The following is a 19,402-nucleotide window of genomic DNA, read 5'->3' on the forward strand; positions in this document are numbered from 1 at the left end:
GTGAATATGAATTGAAATGAGTTATTCAAGGCTGAACTGAATGCTGTAGCTATAGGGGAGAGTACTGATGACTTCGAAGATGTCTGTCGTACAATCCGCCGGTTCGACACCGATGGACTTCCCGTTGCCGGACCAATGAGCAGGTTTTAGAAGGTCGGTTACCTTGATGGTGGCGGTGAACTGGCATTCCTTTTTTCCTGAGGCATAGGCAAACGTTTCGGTGAGTATTCTAGGGTTATCACGGGTAATTGATCTGAAAGGTTCCGGATAGTGCGTGGGAAAATTCAGTACCGCGTTAATGGGTACCGTGAAATCAGAAATCGCATTGCCTCGGTCGGTTTGCTTCTGCGATGGCCGAGACAGCGTTAATTCTTCCGATGTCAGGTTTTTAATATAGTAGTGAATGGTCGTGTCGTTGATGTTGTCGGATTCATCAATGGTTTTATAGTCCCCGTATTTGGCGAAGCCGTAGGGGGAGAATGCTAACGTTGTAAAGATGATCAGTACAGTCTTTGCACAGTTGTGCATGATGAGCGCTCCTTGTCTCAAGTTGAGGTTTCTACAAAAGTTGGTTTCTCTGCTCTTGTTTTATTAATGTAGAGGTGCTGTCGAAAGTGAGCCAGCGTAAATGTATTGGCGGTTGTTTCGCTGAGAAGAGTTTGTTGTTCTTAAGGGGGGCATAGGCTTGTTGTTTTTCGTTGATAAAAAAAGCCCCGGCTCTTTCGAGTCGGGGCTTTTTGCTATTAATAAAAATTACATTACCGGATAGTCGATATATCCCACCGGGCCCTTGGCGTAGAACAGCTCTGGACGCGCTTCGTTAAGCGGCGCATCAGCCTTCAAGCGTGCCGGCAGGTCCGGGTTGGCAATGAACGGCACGCCGAAGGCGACCGCATCGGCCTTGCCGCTGGCCAGCCAGGCGTTGGCGCTGTCCTTGGTGAAACGTTCGTTGACGATGTACGGGCCGCCGAAGGCTTCCTTGAGTTGTGGGCCAAGGCTGTCGCCGGCTTCTTTCTCGCGGGAGCAGATAAAGGCGATGCCACGTTTGCCCAGTTCGCGAGCGACGTAGGTGAACGTCTCGGCCAGGTTGTCGTCGCCCATGTCATGGGAGTCGGCACGCGGAGCCAGGTGCACACCGACGCGGCCGGCGCCCCAGACTTCGATCGCGGCGTCGGTCACTTCCAGCAACAGGCGTGCACGGTTTTCCAGGGAGCCACCGTACTGGTCGGTGCGCTGGTTGGTGCTGCTTTGCAGGAACTGATCGAGCAGGTAACCGTTGGCGCCGTGGATTTCCACGCCGTCGAAACCAGCGGCCTTGGCGTTCTCGGCACCGGTGCGGTAGGCGTCGACGATGTCGGCGATTTCAGCGGTTTCCAGAGCACGCGGGGTTGGGTAGTCGGCCAATGGGCGAACCAGGCTGACGTGGCCCTTAGGCTGGATGGCGCTTGGTGCGACCGGCGCTTCACCGTTCAGGTACGACTCGTGGGAAACCCGGCCGACGTGCCACAGTTGCAGGAAGATCTTGCCGCCAGCGCCGTGAATCGCTTTGGTCACGTTGGACCAGCCACGCACCTGATCGTTGGACCAGATGCCCGGGGTGTCCGGGTAGCCGACGCCCATTGGCGTGACCGATGTGGCCTCGCTGAGGATCAGGCCGGCCGAGGCGCGTTGTACGTAATATTCAGCCATCAGCGCGTTTGGCACACGGCCTTCGTCGGCGCGGCAGCGGGTCAGTGGCGCCATGATAATGCGGTTGGCCAGCTCGATGTCGCCCAGTTTGATCGGATCGAAAATAGTCGTCATTTCAGTACAACCCTCGTGAGGTATCAGTTAGTCGCAGGAGCCAGCTCGGGATTACCGCGCTGACGGAAAGTAATCAGGGTCACCAGCAGGGCGAGTACCGCCAGTGCTGCTGCCGCGAGCGGCACGCTGGTCAGGCCGAAACCGTGGGCGATGACGCTGCCGCCGACCCAGGCGCCCAAGGCGTTGCCGATGTTGAAAGCGCCGATGTTCAGGGTCGACACCAGATTCGGTGCGGCCTTGCCGTAGGTCACCACGTTCACTTGCAGGGCAGGCACGGCAGCGAAACACGCGGTGGCCCAAAGGAATAAAGTGATTTCGGCAGGAATCAGCGCGACGCTGGTCCAGGTCAGTACGGTCGAGATCACGGCCATCGAGATGAAGACGCCGATCAGCGTCGCGGCCATGCCTTTGTCGGCCAGCTTGCCGCCGATGATGTTGCCGACCGTCAGGCCCAGGCCGATGAGCATAAGGGTCCAGGTCACGCCTTTGGGCGATACGCCGGTGACATCGCCGAGCAGCGGAGCGACGTAAGTGAACAGGGTGAATACCGACGCCGCGAACAACGCCGTCATGCTCAGGGACAACCAGATCCCGGCGCCTTTGAGGGCGCGCAGTTCGGCGCGCATGTCGAGTTTCTCTTCATCGCGCTTGGCCGGCAGGAAGCGGATCAGGCCAATCAGCGCGATCACACCAATCACGGTCACTGCCCAGAAGGTCGAGCGCCAGCCGGCTTCCTGACCGAGCGCGGTGCCCAGCGGAACGCCGAGTACGTTGGCCAGGGTCAGGCCGGTGAACATCAAGGCCACGGCGGATGCGCGTTTGTTCGCCGGAACGAGTCCTGCCGCCACCACCGAACCGATACCGAAGAACGCACCATGGCAGAGGGCCGTGACCACACGGGCAAACATCAGCACGTTGTAATCGGTGGCCATGGCACAGAGCAGGTTGCCGATGATGAAAATGCCCATCAACGCTACCAGTGCAGCCTTGCGCGGTAATCTGGAGGTGGCCAGTGCCATGAATGGCGCACCGATGGCCACGCCCAGGGCGTAACCGGTCACCAGCCAGCCAGCGCCGGGGATCGACACGCCGAGGTCCGCCGCCACATCGGGCAGCAAGCCCATGATGACGAACTCGGTGGTGCCGATGGCGAAGGCGCTCAAGGCCAGAATGAGTAGCGAGAGGGGCATTGTTCAGTTCCTTGTCGGAGCGCTGAGCTCCTTGACGATGGCGTCGAGGAACGCCTGAATCACGTCCTCGTTGCGTTTGAAAAAGTGCCATTGACCGGCTTTCTGGCTGCTGATCAGTCCCGCACGTTGCAAGTTCGCCAGATGGGCGGACACGGTCGACTGCGACAGGCCGCAGCGTTGATCGATCTGTCCGGCGCAAATGCCGTACTCGTGGTTGTGGATCTGTTCCGGGAACTGGGTCTTGGGGTCTTTCAGCCAGATGAGGATGTCTCGGCGTACTGGGTGTGCCAGGGCTTTTATTATTTCGTCGAGGTCGATGGTCATGGGTTTGGGCTCGTGATGAGTAAAACGCTATATCGCGATGAGGCGAACTTTAAATCGCTACTTCGCGATATACCAATATGATTTTGGTCTGACGACCGCATAAATTGGTATATCGGGTTATAACGATACGTTGAGTGTCAACATACAAAGGGGCAGTGCTAAGCTGCGCTCATGAACTATCTCGCACATCTTCACCTCGGTGGCCAGCGCCCCGGTCAATTGCTCGGCAGTTTGTATGGCGATTTCGTCAAGGGACGGCTGCAAGGGCAGTTCGACCCGGAGATCGAAGGGGCCATCCAGTTGCATCGCAGCATCGACGTATTTACCGACCGCCACCCGTTGGTGGATGTCTCGTTGTCGCGGTTTTCCATCACACGTCGGCGTTACGCCGGGATCGTGCTCGACGTGTTTTTCGACCACTGCCTGGCGCGGAACTGGACGCTCTACTCGGACCAGCCGCTGGAGCGATTCACCTCGGATGTCTATCGGGTGCTGTCCGCCGAGGCGCAATTGCCGGAACGGCTGGCGATGATCGCGCCGCACATGGTGGCGAATGACTGGTTGGGTTCTTATCAGGAGTTTGGAGTGCTGGAGCAGGTGCTGCGGGGGATTTCGCGGCGGTTGACCCGGCCTGAGGAATTGGCCGGGGCGATGCAGGAATTGCGGGGTTTGTATGAGCCGTTGAGTGATGACTTTCGGTTGTTTTATCCGCAGCTGCAGGATTTCGCGCAAAACTATCCAGCACCCTAAACCTCTGTGGGAGCGAGCCTGCTCGCGATTTCGGTGTGTCATTCAGCATCATTGTTGAATGTAAAACCGCTATCGCGAGCAGGCTCGCTCCCACAGTTTTTTTGTTTCTTCAGGGGATTTGTGTCAGGCCGCGATTGCAGGGCGCAGCGGTTCCGGTTGCGCTTGAGGGATCGCCCCAAACAACGCCTTCTGCACCGACTGCTGTGCCTCGAACGCCAGCGCCGCACGCTCGCGACCTTCGCAAGCAATCGGCTTGAGCACTTTGATTTCCACTTCCCCGCGATCATTGGCAAACAAGCGCATCAAGTGCGACAGCAAATCATCATCGCCAATGAACGGCGCCAGGGAATCGAGTTCACCGTCACGCAGATAACGAATCGCCACCGGCTGCAGCTTCACTTCGGAATCAATCGCCGCTGACAGCAAGCGGCCATGAAAGGTACGTAACGAACGCCCATTGGTGGTGGTGCCTTCCGGGAACATCAACAGCGGATGTTCCTGCGCCAGGTGGCGCGTCATCTGTTTGCGAATCAGCTGGCTGTCACCCGAGCCACGACGGATAAACAGGCTGCCGGCCTTGGCCGCCAACCAACCAGCCACCGGCCAGGTGCGTACTTCGGCCTTGGACAGAAACGACATCGGCGTGAGCATGCCCAGCAACGGAATGTCGGTCCAGGACACGTGATTGCTGACCCAGAGCATCGGCTCCTTCGGCAGTTCCCCGTGAACCGTCACGCGAAAGGGCAGGGCGTTGCTCAACCGCGCCATGAAAAACCGCGACCAGCGCTGGCGGCGGACCATCGAATGAGCAATGCCCAGACGCTCGAACAGCCCGAACACGCTGGCCATGCTCAAACCCAGTGCGACCACGATCAGCACTCGCGCAATCCGCGCGTACACCCGCAACCGGCTCATCAGACCGCCGCCTTGAAGTGTTTGGCATAACGCGGGCAGAGTTCGTCGCGCTTGAGCAGGATGAACACGTCGGCGACCTGGAAGTCTTCATCCCAGCACGGCTCGCCGCAGATCTTCGCGCCAAGACGCATGTAGGCCTTGAGCAGCGGCGGCATTTCGGCGATCACGTTGGACGGGAGGTCCAAAACCGGCAGCGGCTTTTTCGGCTCGGCGCGCAGGTGTTCGGTGCACAGGTAGCGTTCACGCAGACGCTGCATGATCGCGTGGGCCTGAATCCCGCCGTCCTGCATCGGAATGCTCGCGCAACCCATCAAATAGCTGTAGCCGCCCTGATTCAGCACCTCGGCCAGTTCGCCCCAGAGCACCGCGATGGTGCCGCCGTTGCGATAAGCCGGGTCGACGCAGGTGCGGCCGATTTCCAGGATCGGGCCCTTCAAATGCACCAGGCCGTGCAGGCTGAATTCTTCTTCGCTGTAGAACTTGCCCAGGCTGCTGGCCGCCGTGTGGTCGAGCAAACGGGTGGTCGCCACCAGGCGCCCGGTGTTCAAGTCACGCACGCCGATGTGGGCGCAATGAACATCATAGTCGTCCATGTCCAGACCCAGCTCCGCGCCTTTGAGCTTGGCGTTGAACTCGCCGCTGAAGACGTTGAAGCGCAAGGCCTGGGCTTCCTGCAAGGCCTCGGCGCCCACCAGGCGTTCGGCTTGCAGGCGGCGTTCATTGCCGGTGTCGCTGATGCGGGCGATCTGAGTCATTGGGAATCTCCGTGCGGGCTGTTCACCCGTCTTGGGTTGCAAGCCGATCGACTTTCTTTATGCAGCCGTGTTGTGCAAAGTCAGGCTATGTAGCCCCGGTGTCATCGCCATGAAGCTTTGGTGATGCTTATATGACAGCCCACAAGGAGCCTCTTATGCCCTGGCAAAACCTGTTGAATCGCCGCGATCGCCTGCCCGTCAACCCGGACCTGGCGGAGGGTTTCGCGACCTTGTTGCACACGTTGGGCACGGTCTCGCCCTTCGAACTGGCGGTGGTCGGCGGGCGGCTGATGGCGACGCCGGGGCTGGCGTTTCTGGTGGGGTATCAGGCGGCGTTGCGCATGCTCTGGCCAAGCGCGCCCCTGAGCCTCGGCGCGTTGTGTGCCACCGAACAGCGCAGCCTGCGGGTGGCGGAGATGCAGACGCGTCTGAGCGATTTGCGCGTAAGTGGGCGCAAAGATTTCGTCACCGCTGGCGATGCGGCCGACTGGCTGCTGGTTGCTGCGCGCAGTGAAGGGCCCGGCGAAACTCCGCGCTTGAGTCTGGCGGTGGTCTATCCCGATGAGCCCGGCGTGCGCCTGGAAAAACTCCCGGCCATCGCGCTGATGCCGGACATCAGCCACGGTCGGTTGTTTCTCGACAACGCACTGTGTGAATTGCTGGCGGGGGATGGCTGGGATGCCTATGTCAAACCGTTCCGCACGCTGGAAGACATTTATGTACTGAGCGCAATGACGGCGTGGCTGTATGGGGTGGGTCAGGACAGTGACTGGCCGCAAGCCCTGCAATTGCGGTTGCTGGCGCTGTTGGCCGGGTGCGCGGAAGTCAGCCGGCAAGCGCCGAACAATCTGGCCGGGCATGTGCTGCTGGGGGGATTGTTTGCGCAATTCGAGGGGCTCAAGGCTGAGGTCAATCTGGCACTGGTCGATGGCCCGCAGCATTGGGCGGCGATGTGGCAGCGCGATCAGAGTGTGATGGATCTGGCGGCGGGCGCGCGGGGGAAGCGGTTGGCTAAAGCACTCGCGGGATCTTCATTGAGTTGACTGGCCCCTTCGCGAGCAAGCCCGCTCCCACATTTTTAAATGCGTTCCCTGTGGGAGCTGGCTTGCTCGCGAAGACGGCCTGACAGGCGGCACAAACGCCAAAACTGTCATCAACCTCGACTAGGCTCTGCAGGTTCATCCCTCCGAGCCCCCGCCATGTTCAAAGGCTTGCCCCTGATTTTCATGCTGCTGCTCAGCTTCACGGCCCACGCCGAAACCTGGCCCGCCGAGCAATGGTCGTCCGCTCCGACGGTCACCGGTCCAGCCCTTCAAGCCCTGGAAACCTACGCCTTCCCACCCCGCGATGACACCACCCGACAAGGCATACGCACCGATGCCTTGCTGGTGGTCCGCGACGGGCAACTGATCTACGAACGCTACGCCGGTGCGACCACGGCCGACACTCCACACCTGACCTGGTCCATCAGCAAAAGCCTGATGGCCACGGTCCTCGGAGTCGCCTACGGCGAAGGCCTGTTCAAGCTCCAGGACCCGGCGCTGAAGTTTTATCCGCCACTTGCAAAACACCCGGCGATCACCCTGGCCGACCTGCTGCACTGGGCTTCAGGCCTGGACTGGCAGGAAGACTACGAATACGCCCCGTTGAAGTCCTCGGTAGTGGCGATGCTCTACACCCGAGGTCATCACGACATGGCGGCATTTACCGCCGACCACAACGAATACGCGCGGCCCGGCCAGGCCTTTCGCTATTCCAGCGGTGACAGCAACCTGTTGTCCGCGGCGCTGAAAAACATCATCGGCCCGGCGCGTTACCCGGACTATCCATGGACTGCATTGTTCGAGCCGTTAGGCATTCGCCACGCCGCCTGGGAAACCGATGACGCGGGCACGTTCGTCGCTTCCTCCTATGCCTACCTCACCGCCCGGGACCTGGCGCGAGTTGGCCTGCTGATGGCGCGCGACGGTCGCTGGGGGGATCGGCAACTGCTGCCCAAAGACTGGGTCGTCTTCAACCGCGAGCCGTTCGCCCACTATCAAGCCCATCAGGACGAGGCGGTTCCCGGCGGCCATTGGTGGCTCAATAGCGCGGTGGAGGGCGCCGCGCGACCCTGGCCGGATGCGCCGGCCGACACCTTTGCCGCATTGGGTCATTGGGGTCAGGCGATGTACGTGATTCCCAGTGAAAACCTGGTGATCGTGCGCTACGGCGATGATCGCGATGAGCGTTACCAGCACAACGAATTGCTCAAGCTTGCGCTCAAGGCCTTTGCCGGGGCGGTGCAGCCATGAACAACTTCATTCGTCACCGGCCGTTCAGCACGTTGTGGCTGGTACTGCTGGTCGCCTTGCTCGGCGGGGTCTGGCAGGAGCGCGTGGCGTTGTGGGCGTTCCCCGACATCATCAGCGCCTACACTGCCAAAGAGTATTGTTCGTGCCGGTACGTGATGGGTAACCAGGCGGAGTACTGCCACAGCTATGTAAAACAGTGGCTGCCCACCAGCGGCTTCACCGATGACCCCGCCAGCAAGCGCGTGACCGTCAGCGGCATGGGCCGCAGCAACAGTGCGCAATGGATTGGCGAACGCCAAGGCTGTCGCCTGCAACCCTGAATGCGCCGATGTTCCTTTTGGCGAGTGGGCTGTTGTGGCGAGGGGGTTTACCCCCGTTCGGCTGCGAAGCAGTCGTAAACCTGAAAACACGGTCTGACTGATAAATCGAATGGGGCCGCTTCGCGACCCAACGGGGGCAAGCCCCCTCGCCACAATGGCCGGTGTCAGTGATGGACAGTTTGCATCTGGCTCGCGGGCGGTTAAGGTTCGCTCAGGTTTATTTCCCCCACGAGTCTTTATGTTCAAGCGGTCCCTTTCCAAAACCCTGTCCTTCCTGCTGCTGGCCGGCGCTTCGTTGTCGGCCCAAGCCAATTGGTACCTCGACGGCGAGTCCTCGCGGCTGTCGTTCATCAGCACCAAAAACACCAACATCTCCGAAGTGCAGCGCTTCCTGGTGTTGCACGGCAAGGTCAGTCCCAAAGGCCTGGCCGAGGTGGAAGTCGAGATGGAGTCGGTGAACAGCGGCATCCCGCTGCGTGACGAACGCATGCGCAAGGAGCTGTTCGAGATCCAGACCTTTCCCGAAGCGCTGATTACCACGCAGATCGATCTGCGCCCGATCAACGACCTCGCGCCCGGTGCCCAGTTGGAGCTGCGTTTGCCGCTGACCGTCAACCTCCACGGTAAAACTCACGAATACAATGCCGAACTGCTGGCGACCCGTCTCGATGATCGACGCTTCCAGGTGGTGACCCTCGAGCCGCTGATCATCAATGCCGAAGACTTCGATCTGGCTCCGGGCCTGGAAAGTTTGCGCAAGGTCGCCGGTTTGTCGGCCATCAGTCTGTCGGTGCCGGTGGGTGCTGTGCTGATTTTCACGGCGCGCTGACATGGCCGGTGCGATCTTCCCCTGGCGTGCAGGCAACCATTTCGAACTGCTGATCGACGGCCCGGAGTTTTTCCCGCGCATGTTGGTTGCGATTGCTCGCGCCGAAGAACAGGTCGAGCTGGAGCTGTACCTGGTCGAGGCGGGGGCCTGCGCCGAGGCGATGGTGCAGGCGTTGGTTCAGGCCGCCGAGCGTGGTGTACGCGTGCGCTGCCTGTTCGATGATTACGGCAGCCTCGCGTTCACCCTGACTTTGCGTCAGCGTTTGACGGCGGCGGGTGTGGAGCTGAGGTTCTACAATCGGCTGAGCTGGCGGCGTTGGGTCGGTAACTTCTACCGCGATCACCGCAAGCTGCTATTGGTCGATCAGAGCTTGGCCGTGGTGGGCGGCACAGGCGTTACGGATGAATTCTGGACGCCGGGTGAAGACACCAGCGAGTGGCATGAAGTGATGGTGGAAATCACCGGCCCCTTGGTCATTGACTGGCAGTTGCTGTTCGACCGGCAATGGATCGCCAACCGCCACCGCCGCGCCTGGAAACCTGCATCGCACTTCGGCTTGCCGCGTCTGCCACGGGTGCCGTCCACGGGCGAGGGCATGGGCCGGGTGGCCTATGCCGACGCCCGCCAGCACCGCGACATCCTGCAATCGCTGATTCGTGCGCTCAACAGCGGCCAGCGCCGGATCTGGTTGGCCACACCGTATTTTTTGCCGACCTGGAAAGTCCGCCGCTCATTGCGCAGGGCCGCGGCTCGTGGCGTCGATGTGTGTCTGCTGCTGACCGGGCCGCGCACCGATCACCCGTCGGTGCGCTACGCCGGGCACCGCTACTATCCGCGACTGCTCAGGTCCGGGGTAAAAATCTTCGAATACCAGCCGTGTTTCCTGCACCTGAAAATGGTACTGATCGATGATTGGGTGAGCATCGGTTCGTGCAATTTCGACCACTGGAATCTGCGCTTCAATCTGGAAGCCAACCTTGAGGCGCTGGACCCGGGGCTGACGCGGGCGGTGGTGGCGAGTTTCGAGAAGGACTTTGCGCAGAGCCAGGAGGTCAGCCTGGAGGCATGGAAACGCCGACCGCTGTGGCGGCGGGTCAAGCAACGGGTTTGGGGATGGGTGGATCGGCTGGTGGTGAACCTGTTGGATCGACGGGGATAGCCGTCACACCAAAAACCACTGTGGGAGCGGGCTTGCCCGCGATGAGGCCATAACATCCAACATTTATGTTGACTGTTACACCGTCATCGCGGGCAAGCCCGCTCCCACAGGTACTTCATATGGCTTTAAGGGTTACAGCAACTCAAAGCTCTGCTGCGTCACATCCTGGGAATCCAGGCCGATCTGCACGTTGAACTTGCCAGGCTCTGCCGCGTATTTGAGCTGGGCATTGAAGAACTTCAGGTCGTCCTCGGTGATTGTGAAGTGCACGACTTTCTGTTCGCCAGCCTTCAGCGTGATTTTCTGGAAGTTCTTCAGTTCCTTGACGGGGCGGATGATCGAGCCGGTCACGTCCTGGATGTACAACTGCACCACGGTTTCGCCGTCACGCTTGCCGGTGTTTTTCACCATCACGCTGGCGTCGAGTTTGCCGGTCTTGTTCAGTGTGGTCGAGGACAAGGCCATGTCGCTCAGGCTGAAATCGGTGTAGCTCAGGCCGAAACCAAACGGGAACAGCGGGCCGGTGGTGTCATCGAAATACTGCGAGGTGTAGTTGCCCGGTTTGCCCGGCGTGAATGGCCGGCCAATGCTCAGGTGGTTGTAGTAGGTCGGAATCTGGCCCACCGAACGCGCGAAGGTGATCGGCAGTTTGCCCGACGGGTTGTAGTCGCCGAACAGCACGTCGGCGATGGCGTTGCCGCCTTCGGTGCCGCTGAACCAGGTTTCCAGAATCGCGTCAGCCTGTTCTTTCTCTTCGAGAATCGACAGCGGACGGCCGTTCATCAACACCAGCACCAGCGGTTTGCCAGTGGCTTTCAGGGCCTTGATCAGGTCGCGCTGGTTGGAAGGGATGTTGAGGTCGGTACGACTCGACGATTCGTGGGACATGCCACGGGATTCGCCGACCGCTGCAACGACCACATCAGCCTCCTTGGCGGCTTTCACCGCTTCATCGATCAGCAGTTGCGCCGAACGTGGATCATCCACCACTTCCGGAGCATCGAAGTTGAGGAAGTTCAGGTAATCCAGGACTTTCTTGTCGCTGGTGATGTTGGCGCCACGGGCGTAGATCAGCGTCGATTTGTCTGCCACGGCGGCGTTCATGCCGTCGAACAGCGTGACCGATTGCGCCGGACGGCCAGCGGCGGCCCAACTGCCCATCATGTCGATCGGCGCCTTGGCCAGCGGACCGACCAGGGCGATTTTCGCGGTTTTCTTCAACGGCAGGGTTTCGCCCTGGTTCTTCAGCAACACCAGGCTGCGGCGCGCCACGTCACGGGCCTCGGCACGGTGCAGACGGCTTTCGGCGTAAGTGTCGGCCGGATCGTCTTCAGCCTTGCCGATGCGCAGGTACGGGTCTTTGAACAGGCCCATGTCGTACTTCGCGGCGAGCACTTCACGCACGGCGTTATCGATGTCTTTTTGTTCGATCTCGCCGGCCTTCAACAGCCCCGGCAGCTCTTTGCCATACAGGGTGTCGTTCATGCTCATGTCGATGCCGGCCTTGATCGCCAGCTTCGCGGCTTCGCGACCGTCAGCGGCAACGCCGTGCTTGATCAGCTCGAAAATCGCCCCGTGGTCGCTGACTGCCAGGCCCTTGAAGCCCCATTCCTTGCGCAACAGGTCATTCATCAGCCAGGTGTTGGCGGTGGCGGGCACGCCGTTGATCGAGTTCAGCGCGACCATGACGCCACCCGCGCCGGCGTCGATGGCAGCGCGGTACGGTGGCAGGTAGTCCTGGTACATTTTGACCGGGCTCATGTCGACGACGTTGTAGTCGCGACCGCCCTCGACCGCGCCGTACAAGGCGAAGTGCTTGACGCTGGCCATGATGCTGTCGGCCGCGTTCGCGCCGGTGCCCTGGAAGGCCCGGACCATGACGCCGGCAATGCGCGACACCAGGTACGTGTCTTCGCCGAAGCCTTCGGAGGTGCGGCCCCAACGAGGGTCACGGGAAACATCGACCATGGGCGCGAAGGTAATGTCGAGGCTGTCTGCCGCGGCTTCCTTGGCGGCGATGCGCCCGGACAGGCCGATGGCGTCCATGTCCCAGCTCGAAGCCAGGGCAATCGGGATCGGGAAAATGGTGCGGTGACCGTGGATCACGTCATAGGCGAAGAACATCGGGATCTTCAACCGGCTGCGCATGGCCGCGTCCTGCATCGGACGGTTTTCCGGGCGCGTGATCGAGTTGAACGTGCCGCCGATGTTGCCCGCGGCGATTTCCTTGCGGATCATCTCCCGAGGCATTTCAGGGCCGATGCTGATCAGGCGCAACTGGCCGATCTTTTCATCGAGGGTCATCTGCTTCATCAGGTTGCTGATGAAGGCGTCCTTGTTTTCCAGAGGTGCGGGCGTCGTGGCGGCCAATACGGTATGACTGGCCAGGCTGACGAACAGGCCCAGCAAACACAGCTTCTTCATGAATGGTTTTCTCAAAGGCCTAAACGGCAGTGAATACGGGCCGGTCAGCCAAAATTTAGGGAGCGACTATTGTTGTTCAGGTAAATGCAGCACACTTCTGCAGTGTTTTAGCGCTGGGGCATCTTTTAGCCCATTGGCGCGATGCAATCCAGTGGCGGCGGCAGATTATGCCCCAAGAGACCGCTCAGAAGGTGCTGGTTGTTTTTCAACGGAATGTGCAAGGGAGCGTCAACCAGATGAATGTACGACACCACTATCGGTCGAGCCTGCAGGTTGCAGCCTTGATGTTGCTCACCACGTTGCTGGCGGGCTGCGGCATCAACAACATTCCGACCCTCGACGAACAGGCCAAGGCCGCCTGGAGCCAGGTGCAGAACCAGTACCAGCGCCGCGCCGACCTGATCCCCAACCTGGTGGAGACCGTCAAGGGTTACGCCAAACACGAAGAAGAAACCCTGACCGCGGTGATCGAAGCCCGGGCCAAGGCGACCTCGATCCAGGTCGATGCCAGCACCCTGGACAACCCGGAAAAACTCAAGCAGTTCCAGCAGGCGCAGGATCAGCTGACCGGTGCCTTGAGCCGTTTGATGGTGGTGTCCGAGCGTTACCCGGACCTCAAGGCCAACCAGAATTTCCTCGCGTTGCAATCGCAGCTCGAAGGCACCGAGAACCGCATCGCCGTGGCGCGTCGCGATTTCATCCTCGCGGTGCAGAAGTACAACACCGAAATCCGCACATTCCCGGGTCGCCTGTGGCACACCGTGATGTACAGCGATTTGCCGATCCGCGAAACCTTCGAGGCCACCAGCCCCGGCGCCGAAAAAGCACCTGAAGTGAAGTTCCAGTAAGCACCGGGACGGGTTCGACGCATCACCACGGATGAGGTTGCCAATGCGCGTGTTGAAAGTGGGCCTGGTGCTGTTGCTGTGGGTGTTTACCCTGGCAGCCCAGGCCGAGTTGAAGTTTCCGCCACTGACCGGACGGGTGGTCGATAACGCCCAGATGATCGAGCCGTCGGTGCGCGAGCAGCTGACGCAACAACTCCAGGCCCATGAAACAGCCACCGGCGAGCAATTGGTGGTGGTGACGGTGCCGGACCTGCAGGGCACCGACATTGCGGATTTCGGTTATCAACTGGGACGCCACTGGGGCATCGGCCAGAAGGACAAAAACACCGGCGCGCTGCTGATCGTTGCGCGTGATGATCGTAAATTGCGTATCGAAGTCGGTTACGGCCTGGAAGATCGCCTGACCGATGCGCAGAGTTCGGTGATCATCAACCAGGTGATCACGCCAGCGTTCAAGACCGGCAACTTCAGCAAAGGCATCAGCGACGGGGTCGCCGCGATGCTGGTGGTGTTGGGCGGCAATTCGCTGGACGAGCCGTCGACGGTCTATGAGCCGCGCGGGGATGAGGGCGACGATTTCTTTTCGCGTCATCCGGGCGTGTTCGTGTTTCTGGTGATGCTGTTCATCCTGACGATTTTCGTCTGCCAGATGCTCGGGATCCTGCCCAGCGGTGGTGGCGGTGGCCGAGGCAGTTCGGGCGGCGGTTTCGGCGGTGGCGGTTTTGGCGGCGGTGGTGGAGGCGGGGGCTTCAGTGGTGGCGGCGGCAGTTTCGGGGGCGGCGGTTCGTCGGGCGGCTGGTGAGAATAATAATGAGCAGGCACTTTTAACCATGGCATTACTGACTGAACACGAACAACGCAAAGTCGCCGAGGCGATTGCCCGGGTCGAGCGCGACACCGACGCCGAACTGGTGACCGTGCTCGCGGCCCGCGCCGACGACTATGCGTACATCCCGCTGCTCTGGGCCAGCCTGCTGGCGCTGGTGGTGCCGGGTGTCGTGCATTACCTGACCGGCTGGCTGACCATGCACAGTTTGCTGCTGGTGCAATGGATCAGTTTCATCGTGCTGTGCCTGGTGTTCCGGATTCCGAAAGTCACCACGCACCTGATCCCGCGCTCGGTGCGTCACTGGCGTGCGTCAAATCTGGCGCGCCGGCAGTTCCTGGAGCAGAACCTGCACCACACGGTGGGCAGCACCGGCATGCTGATTTTCGTCTGCGAAGCCGAGCGCTATGTGGAGATTCTGGTGGATGAAGGGATTTCCAAACGGCTGGACAACAAGAACTGGGACGCGATTGTTGCGGCGTTTACGCAACAGGTGAAACAGGGACAGACGTTGCAGGGGTTTGTGACGTGTGTGGAGGCGTGTGGCGAGTTGCTCAAGGTGCATGTGCCGGTGACGCATGTGAGGAATGAATTGCCGAATCGGTTGGTGGTGTTGGGCTGACGTCCTTTTCAGTCTGGAGACGGATGCGCTTCTGTGGCAAGGGAGCTTTTGTGGCGAGGGGACTTGTCCCCGTTCGGCTGCGAAGCAGTCGTAAAAACTGAGAACGCGGTCTGACTGGTGATCGAAGGGGGCCGCTTCGCGACCCAACGGGGACAAGTCCCCTCGCCACAGGGGACTCGACTTGCCTCACGATTCGCACCGTTCGGTAAATAACTGCGTGTCCCGAACGACCATCCCCCCTAAAATACCCGCCATTCCCCGATCCGCACCGCCCGAGGCCGCTTTTCCCATGTCTGCCACCGCCACTCCCGCCAGCCTCGCGCCGGATCACCACGCCCAGTTCATCGACCTGCTGCAAACCAGCCTCGACGCCAACGGCTTCATCAAACTGGTCCTGGCCAAGTACGTCGGCACCGAAACCGATTTGCAGCGGCTGATCATCAAGCAACTGACGGTCAAGGATCAGCCGTGCTTGTCCTTCGTCTACCGCTACAAAACCCGCGACATCACCAAGAACCTGCCGCTTGCCGAGGGCGTCGCGACTATCACCGCGCTGTTGCCGGCCTCGTTCAAAAATGCGCATTTACTGTCGTTGACTGACGAAGCCCAGCTCGAATACAGCAAAAAGGGCAAGTCTTCGCTGTTCAAGAGCAAACCTCAGCAATTGCGTGAAGTGCCGTCTGCCGAACATAACCGTGAGAAAAACCGCTTCCTCGACCTGAGCCGGCCGTTCCTCGCCGACCTCGGTGTGACGAACAGCAAGCACGAGCTGATCCCGGCGATGTCGCGCAAGTGGAAGCAGATCAACAAGTTCATCGAAGTCTTCAGCCATGCGCTGACGACCTCGCCGCTGGCGCTGGACAAACCGGTGCAGGTGGCGGATTTCGGCTCGGGCAAGGGTTACCTGACGTTCGCGATCCACGACTACCTGCGCAACACCTTGAAGGCCGAAGGCGTGGTGACCGGCGTCGAGTTGCGCGAAGAAATGGTCAGCCTGTGCAATGCCGCCGCCGCCAAGCTTGAGCATCCGGGGCTGGTATTCAAGTGCGGTGACGTACGCAGCGTCGCGCCGAGCGAGCTGGACGTGATGATCGCGCTGCACGCCTGCGACGTCGCCACCGACTATGCGATCCACACTGGTATCCGTTCCGGCGCCTCGATCATCATGTGCTCGCCGTGCTGCCACAAACAGATTCGCCTGCAAATCCAGAGCCCGGCGCTGCTCAAGCCGATGCTGCAATACGGTCTGCATCTGGGCCAGCAAGCGGAAATGGTCACCGACAGCTTGCGTGCGCTGTTCCTGGAAGCCTGTGGTTATGAAACCAAAGTGTTCGAGTTCATCTCACTGGACCACACCAACAAGAACAAGATGATCCTGGCGGTCAAACGCGCCGAGCCGGTGGACCCGGCCCAGCTGTTGGTGAAGATTCAGGAACTGAAGGATTTCTACCACATCACCGAACATTGCCTCGAAACCCTGCTGCGGACTGACGGCTACCTCTGATCCCCAGCGATCCTGTGGGAGCTAGCCTGCTAGCGATGGCGGCTCTACATTCAGCATAAATGTTGAATATTACGGCCCCTTCGCGAGCAAGCCCGCTCCCACATGGGGTTTGATGGCGGTCTTGCGTCCGAGCATCACTGTAACGATCACCCCGGCCGCAAACAGCCAGGTGATGGGCTCGATGTGTTCACCGAAGAACAACGCCGAAAACGCGATGGTGAAGAAGATCTGCAACAGTTGGATTTGACTGACTCGGGCAATGCCGCCCATGGCCAACCCGGCGTACCAGGCAAAGAACCCGATGAACTGTGAAAACAGCGAAACGTAACCAAACGCCCACCAGGTCTTGGCCGAAATTTCGCCCTGATGTTGCAGCGCCAAATACACCACAGGCCCGATCAACAACGGCGTCGACAACACCAGCGCCCAGCAGATCACCTGCCAGCCGCCCATCTCCTTGGCCAACCGGCCGCCCTCGGCATAACCCAGACCGCCCACGGCAATAGCGCCGAGCATCAGCAAATCACAGGCCTGAATGCTGCCGGCCCCGCTGATCAGCGCGTAACCCAACACCAGCGCACTGCCCAGCGCGGCGCAGGCCCAGAAGGCTTTTGACGGTCGCTCATGGGACAGCCACGCGGCGTATAGCGCGACGCACAGCGGTTGCAAACCGTTGACCAACGCGCCGTGAGACGCCGGTAAGGTTTGCATGGCCCAGGCCGACAACACCGGGAAGCCAAGGATCACGCCGGCGATCACCAGTGTCAGGCCTTTGATCTGTTTCCAGGTCGGCCATTTTTCCCGGCGCCACAGCAACAACATCGCCGCCGGCACCGCTGCAAACAGCGCCCGGCCCAGGCCGTTGAGCAGCGGATGAATTTCCTGCACGACGATCCGCGTGAAGGGCAGGGTGAGGCTGAAGATCACAACGCCGAGCAGGCCGAGGGCCATGCCGGTGTTTTCGCGCGAGGACATGATGAGGGACCAGAATCCAGGGTGAGTGGGGGTGTATTCATCTAGCCATAACTCAATGGTTTTGGCGCTTACAGCTGGGAACAGAAATATCCGTACAGTTGAGCGCGATTCTTGTGGCGAGGGAGCTTGCTCCCGTTCGGCTGCGCAGCAGTCGTAAAACCTGGAGACCTGATTCTCCGGGAAGAATGCAGGGGGCCGCTTCGCAGCCCAGCGGGAGCAAGCTCCCTCGCCACAAAGGCCAAACTCAAACCTACATTGTCAGTAGTAGGTGGTTATTACCCGACCTCGCAGATAAGGACTACCTTGAATACTCCTACGTATTTCCCAGAGGAGTCCTCCCCATGGCTGCCAAGAAAATTCTGATGCTGGTCGGCGATTACGTCGAAGACTACGAAGTGATGGTGCCGTTCCAGGCGCTGCTGATGGTCGGCCACAAGGTACACGCCGTTTGCCCGGATAAATCCGCCGGCCAGACAGTACGCACAGCCATTCACGACTTCGAAGGCGATCAGACCTACAGCGAAAAACCCGGCCACCTGTTTGCCCTGAACTTCGACTTCGCCAAGGTCGCTGAATCCGACTACGACGCGCTGCTGATCCCCGGCGGTCGGGCGCCGGAATACCTGCGCCTGAACGAAAAAGTCCTGGAACTGGTGCGGGCGTTCGACAAGGCCGGCAAGCCGATCGCTGCCGTGTGCCACGGCGCGCAATTGCTGGCGGCCGCGGGGATTCTCGAAGGTCGCGAGTGCAGCGCTTATCCTGCCTGCGCGCCGGAAGTGCGTCTGGCCGGCGGTACGTTCATCGATATCCCGGTGACGGAAGGTCACGTACAAGGCAATCTGGCCACTGCCCCGGCCTGGCCGGCGCATCCGAGCTGGCTCGCCGGTTTCCTCGGGTTGCTGGGCACCAAAATCACGCTGTAATGAGGGACTTTTCCATGTGCGAGCTCTACGTCAAAGCCGATCCGATTCTCTACGAGTCGCGCTCCCGCTCGCTGCGCATCTGCGGGGTGGTCACCACCCTGCGGCTGGAGAATCAGTTCTGGGACATACTCAGCGAAATCGCCGAAGTCGATGGCATGACCACTAACCAGTTGATCGCCAAGCTGTATGAAGAGGTGATGGACTACCGCGGCGAAGTGGTGAATTTCGCCTCGTTTTTGCGGGTCAGTTGTACGCGGTATTTGAGTCAGCGACGGGTGCAGGCGCCGGAGTTGTCGGTGGTGCGGGCGGTGGTGAAATAGCGTAGACCGTGTCGACCCCTTCGCGAGCAAACCCGCTCCCACAAGGATCACACTGAACCTGTGGGAGCGGGCTTGCCCGCGATGGGGCCCTGACAGGCGACAGAAATCCCGGCGTGGTCTTTACTCTGAAGCGCGAAACCTCTCAATCGCCAAGGAGAAAGAGCATGTCCGGATGGTACGAAGTAAGCAAAAGCAGCAACGGTCAGTTCAAGTTTGTACTGAAGGCCGCCAACGCCGAAACCATTCTGACCAGCGAGCTGTACACCACTCGCAGCGCTGCCGACAACGGCATTGCTTCGGTGCAGAAGAACAGCCCGCTGGATGAGCGCTACGAAAAGAAAACCACCAAGGATGGCCATCCTTACTTCAACCTCAAGGCCGGTAACCACGAGATTATCGGTAGCAGCGAGACCTATTCTTCCGCTGGCGCGATGGATAAAGGCATCGCCAGCGTCAAGGCCAACGGGCCAACCACCGTGATCAAGGACAAGACCTTGCCGGTACTGTGACCACACCTTTCAAACCCAAAACAAATCCACTGTGGGAGCTAGCCTGCTAGCGATGGCTGCTTAACATTCGACGAAGATGTTGAATGTCTGGCCGCTATCGCTAGCAGGCTAG

Annotated in this window: 21 protein-coding genes; 13 read left to right on the plus strand and 8 right to left on the minus strand. The window is 60.1% G+C overall.

Annotated features, from left to right (window positions below):
• Window positions 1-21 precede the first annotated feature (21 nt).
• From DJ564_RS07605 to DJ564_RS07620, 4 genes are all read right to left on the minus strand, one after another.
• On the minus strand, window positions 22-528 hold the full coding sequence (locus tag DJ564_RS07605; RefSeq protein ID WP_109628331.1) for a hypothetical protein: 507 nt from the start codon (window positions 526-528) through the stop codon (window positions 22-24).
• A 225-nt stretch (window positions 529-753) separates the two neighbouring features.
• Window positions 754-1,803, minus strand: coding sequence for an alkene reductase (locus DJ564_RS07610; RefSeq protein WP_109628332.1), 1,050 nt, complete (start codon window positions 1,801-1,803; stop codon window positions 754-756).
• A gap of 23 nt (window positions 1,804-1,826) precedes the next feature.
• The gene (locus DJ564_RS07615; RefSeq protein ID WP_109628333.1) at window positions 1,827-2,993 is read right to left on the minus strand and encodes an MFS transporter; all 1,167 of its coding nucleotides are present in this window, start codon (window positions 2,991-2,993) and stop codon (window positions 1,827-1,829) included.
• Window positions 2,994-2,996: 3 nt separating this feature from the next.
• Window positions 2,997-3,317, minus strand: coding sequence for a helix-turn-helix transcriptional regulator (locus tag DJ564_RS07620; RefSeq protein WP_109628334.1), 321 nt, complete (start codon window positions 3,315-3,317; stop codon window positions 2,997-2,999).
• Window positions 3,318-3,488: 171 nt separating this feature from the next.
• On the opposite strand from DJ564_RS07620, the gene DJ564_RS07625 reads away from it, so the two are divergent.
• Window positions 3,489-4,067 (plus strand): ACP phosphodiesterase, encoded by a 579-nt coding sequence (locus DJ564_RS07625; RefSeq protein WP_109628335.1) that lies wholly within the window; start codon window positions 3,489-3,491, stop codon window positions 4,065-4,067.
• Window positions 4,068-4,190: 123 nt separating this feature from the next.
• Here the strand turns inward: DJ564_RS07625 and DJ564_RS07630 are convergent, their stop codons facing one another.
• Entirely contained in the window at window positions 4,191-4,982 is a 792-nt protein-coding gene (locus DJ564_RS07630) for a lysophospholipid acyltransferase family protein (protein ID WP_109628336.1), read from the minus strand.
• Complete coding sequence (gene olsB, locus DJ564_RS07635) at window positions 4,982-5,737, minus strand: L-ornithine N(alpha)-acyltransferase (RefSeq protein ID WP_010462503.1); 756 nt, start codon at window positions 5,735-5,737, stop codon at window positions 4,982-4,984. Before olsB ends, DJ564_RS07630 begins: the two co-directional genes overlap by 1 nt.
• A 155-nt stretch (window positions 5,738-5,892) precedes the next feature.
• On the opposite strand from olsB, the gene DJ564_RS07640 reads away from it, so the two are divergent.
• From DJ564_RS07640 to DJ564_RS07660, 5 genes are all read left to right on the plus strand, one after another.
• Entirely contained in the window at window positions 5,893-6,780 is an 888-nt protein-coding gene (locus tag DJ564_RS07640; RefSeq protein ID WP_109628337.1) for an acyl-CoA dehydrogenase family protein, read from the plus strand.
• A gap of 156 nt (window positions 6,781-6,936) precedes the next feature.
• Window positions 6,937-8,031: a serine hydrolase gene (locus tag DJ564_RS07645; RefSeq protein ID WP_109628338.1), complete on the plus strand. Its 1,095-nt coding sequence runs from the start codon at window positions 6,937-6,939 to the stop codon at window positions 8,029-8,031.
• Window positions 8,028-8,351 (plus strand): amidase, encoded by a 324-nt coding sequence (locus DJ564_RS07650; protein WP_109628339.1) that lies wholly within the window; start codon window positions 8,028-8,030, stop codon window positions 8,349-8,351. The genes DJ564_RS07645 and DJ564_RS07650 overlap by 4 nt, the downstream gene beginning before the upstream one ends.
• A 238-nt stretch (window positions 8,352-8,589) precedes the next feature.
• A complete protein-coding gene (locus DJ564_RS07655; protein WP_109628340.1) occupies window positions 8,590-9,180 on the plus strand; it encodes a YceI family protein in 591 nt (196 codons plus the stop codon).
• A 1-nt stretch (window position 9,181) separates the two neighbouring features.
• Window positions 9,182-10,339, plus strand: coding sequence for a phosphatidylserine/phosphatidylglycerophosphate/cardiolipin synthase family protein (locus tag DJ564_RS07660; RefSeq protein ID WP_109628341.1), 1,158 nt, complete (start codon window positions 9,182-9,184; stop codon window positions 10,337-10,339).
• A 132-nt stretch (window positions 10,340-10,471) separates the two neighbouring features.
• On the opposite strand, the gene bglX is transcribed toward DJ564_RS07660, so the two are convergent.
• Window positions 10,472-12,763, minus strand: coding sequence for a beta-glucosidase BglX (gene bglX / locus DJ564_RS07670; RefSeq protein WP_109628342.1), 2,292 nt, complete (start codon window positions 12,761-12,763; stop codon window positions 10,472-10,474).
• Between the two features lie 236 nt (window positions 12,764-12,999).
• On the opposite strand from bglX, the gene DJ564_RS07675 reads away from it, so the two are divergent.
• The 4 genes from DJ564_RS07675 to DJ564_RS07690 all read left to right on the plus strand — a co-directional run bounded on the left by DJ564_RS07675 (window position 13,000) and on the right by DJ564_RS07690 (window position 16,563).
• Window positions 13,000-13,611 carry a LemA family protein gene (locus DJ564_RS07675; RefSeq protein WP_109635968.1) on the plus strand — a complete coding sequence of 204 codons (612 nt, stop codon included), beginning with the start codon at window positions 13,000-13,002 and terminating at the stop codon, window positions 13,609-13,611.
• A 43-nt stretch (window positions 13,612-13,654) separates the two neighbouring features.
• Window positions 13,655-14,413: a YgcG family protein gene (locus tag DJ564_RS07680; protein ID WP_109628343.1), complete on the plus strand. Its 759-nt coding sequence runs from the start codon at window positions 13,655-13,657 to the stop codon at window positions 14,411-14,413.
• Window positions 14,414-14,441: 28 nt separating this feature from the next.
• Complete coding sequence (locus DJ564_RS07685; RefSeq protein ID WP_109628344.1) at window positions 14,442-15,059, plus strand: TPM domain-containing protein; 618 nt, start codon at window positions 14,442-14,444, stop codon at window positions 15,057-15,059.
• A 289-nt stretch (window positions 15,060-15,348) separates the two neighbouring features.
• Window positions 15,349-16,563 carry an SAM-dependent methyltransferase gene (locus tag DJ564_RS07690; protein WP_109628345.1) on the plus strand — a complete coding sequence of 405 codons (1,215 nt, stop codon included), beginning with the start codon at window positions 15,349-15,351 and terminating at the stop codon, window positions 16,561-16,563.
• Window positions 16,564-16,632: 69 nt separating this feature from the next.
• Here DJ564_RS07690 and DJ564_RS07695 read toward each other — a convergent pair whose 3' ends face one another.
• Window positions 16,633-17,538 carry a DMT family transporter gene (locus DJ564_RS07695; RefSeq protein WP_109628346.1) on the minus strand — a complete coding sequence of 302 codons (906 nt, stop codon included), beginning with the start codon at window positions 17,536-17,538 and terminating at the stop codon, window positions 16,633-16,635.
• A 341-nt stretch (window positions 17,539-17,879) separates the two neighbouring features.
• Between DJ564_RS07695 and DJ564_RS07700 the strand changes: the two genes are divergently transcribed.
• From DJ564_RS07700 to DJ564_RS07710, 3 genes are all read left to right on the plus strand, one after another.
• The gene (locus DJ564_RS07700) at window positions 17,880-18,461 is read left to right on the plus strand and encodes a DJ-1/PfpI family protein (RefSeq protein WP_109628347.1); all 582 of its coding nucleotides are present in this window, start codon (window positions 17,880-17,882) and stop codon (window positions 18,459-18,461) included.
• A gap of 14 nt (window positions 18,462-18,475) precedes the next feature.
• Window positions 18,476-18,781: a ribbon-helix-helix domain-containing protein gene (locus DJ564_RS07705; RefSeq protein ID WP_008025707.1), complete on the plus strand. Its 306-nt coding sequence runs from the start codon at window positions 18,476-18,478 to the stop codon at window positions 18,779-18,781.
• 164 nt (window positions 18,782-18,945) lie between these two features.
• A complete protein-coding gene (locus DJ564_RS07710) occupies window positions 18,946-19,290 on the plus strand; it encodes a YegP family protein (protein WP_109628348.1) in 345 nt (114 codons plus the stop codon).
• Window positions 19,291-19,402: the final 112 nt, after the last annotated feature.

The organism is Pseudomonas sp. 31-12 (assembly GCF_003151075.1).
Classification (GTDB): domain Bacteria; phylum Pseudomonadota; class Gammaproteobacteria; order Pseudomonadales; family Pseudomonadaceae; genus Aquipseudomonas.

Coding starts and splice junctions, on each gene's coding strand:
- DJ564_RS07695 (WP_109628346.1), bottom strand. CDS start 17,538: ATGTCCTCGCGCGAAAACACCGGCATGGCCCTCGGCCTGCTCGGCGTT.
- DJ564_RS07625 (WP_109628335.1), top strand. CDS start 3,489: ATGAACTATCTCGCACATCTTCACCTCGGTGGCCAGCGCCCCGGTCAA.
- olsB (WP_010462503.1), bottom strand. CDS start 5,737: ATGACTCAGATCGCCCGCATCAGCGACACCGGCAATGAACGCCGCCTG.
- DJ564_RS07615 (WP_109628333.1), bottom strand. CDS start 2,993: ATGCCCCTCTCGCTACTCATTCTGGCCTTGAGCGCCTTCGCCATCGGC.
- bglX (WP_109628342.1), bottom strand. CDS start 12,763: ATGAAGAAGCTGTGTTTGCTGGGCCTGTTCGTCAGCCTGGCCAGTCAT.
- DJ564_RS07630 (WP_109628336.1), bottom strand. CDS start 4,982: ATGAGCCGGTTGCGGGTGTACGCGCGGATTGCGCGAGTGCTGATCGTG.
- DJ564_RS07610 (WP_109628332.1), bottom strand. CDS start 1,803: ATGACGACTATTTTCGATCCGATCAAACTGGGCGACATCGAGCTGGCC.
- DJ564_RS07705 (WP_008025707.1), top strand. CDS start 18,476: ATGTGCGAGCTCTACGTCAAAGCCGATCCGATTCTCTACGAGTCGCGC.
- DJ564_RS07645 (WP_109628338.1), top strand. CDS start 6,937: ATGTTCAAAGGCTTGCCCCTGATTTTCATGCTGCTGCTCAGCTTCACG.
- DJ564_RS07640 (WP_109628337.1), top strand. CDS start 5,893: ATGCCCTGGCAAAACCTGTTGAATCGCCGCGATCGCCTGCCCGTCAAC.
- DJ564_RS07660 (WP_109628341.1), top strand. CDS start 9,182: ATGGCCGGTGCGATCTTCCCCTGGCGTGCAGGCAACCATTTCGAACTG.
- DJ564_RS07650 (WP_109628339.1), top strand. CDS start 8,028: ATGAACAACTTCATTCGTCACCGGCCGTTCAGCACGTTGTGGCTGGTA.
- DJ564_RS07710 (WP_109628348.1), top strand. CDS start 18,946: ATGTCCGGATGGTACGAAGTAAGCAAAAGCAGCAACGGTCAGTTCAAG.
- DJ564_RS07655 (WP_109628340.1), top strand. CDS start 8,590: ATGTTCAAGCGGTCCCTTTCCAAAACCCTGTCCTTCCTGCTGCTGGCC.
- DJ564_RS07690 (WP_109628345.1), top strand. CDS start 15,349: ATGTCTGCCACCGCCACTCCCGCCAGCCTCGCGCCGGATCACCACGCC.
- DJ564_RS07700 (WP_109628347.1), top strand. CDS start 17,880: ATGGCTGCCAAGAAAATTCTGATGCTGGTCGGCGATTACGTCGAAGAC.
- DJ564_RS07685 (WP_109628344.1), top strand. CDS start 14,442: ATGGCATTACTGACTGAACACGAACAACGCAAAGTCGCCGAGGCGATT.
- DJ564_RS07605 (WP_109628331.1), bottom strand. CDS start 528: ATGCACAACTGTGCAAAGACTGTACTGATCATCTTTACAACGTTAGCA.
- DJ564_RS07675 (WP_109635968.1), top strand. CDS start 13,000: ATGAATGTACGACACCACTATCGGTCGAGCCTGCAGGTTGCAGCCTTG.
- DJ564_RS07680 (WP_109628343.1), top strand. CDS start 13,655: ATGCGCGTGTTGAAAGTGGGCCTGGTGCTGTTGCTGTGGGTGTTTACC.
- DJ564_RS07620 (WP_109628334.1), bottom strand. CDS start 3,317: ATGACCATCGACCTCGACGAAATAATAAAAGCCCTGGCACACCCAGTA.